Below are 277 nucleotides of genomic sequence, written 5' to 3'. Positions count from 1 at the left end.
ATTGCCTGCGCCGCCAAACACGATGTCGTCCCCGGCATCGCCAAAGACCTGGTCATCGCCGGCTTCGCTGCCCACGACGTCGTTGCCGCCGCCGCCGTGGATGATGTCGTCATCGGGGCCGAGCACGATCCACTGGTTTGCGTTGTCGCCGCTGGCGGCGTTCTGGCCGGCACCGCCGATCAGGCGCACATTGCCCACCACGGCAATGAACTCGATGTTGTCCACCCGGATCACCGTGCCCGAGGGTAGAGCGCGGGCATCCAGGATCACGGCCTGT

Annotated in this window: 1 protein-coding gene; it reads right to left on the bottom strand. The window is 66.4% G+C overall.

The window, feature by feature from the left end:
* On the bottom strand, window positions 1-277 hold a 277-nt coding region (locus tag ASE31_RS32115; RefSeq protein ID WP_369819475.1), incomplete at both ends, for a calcium-binding protein.

Origin of the sequence: Acidovorax sp. Root217, assembly GCF_001428645.1 — a bacterium.
GTDB lineage: Bacteria > Pseudomonadota > Gammaproteobacteria > Burkholderiales > Burkholderiaceae_C > Acidovorax.
This window is presented reverse-complemented; position numbering and strand designations above follow the sequence as displayed.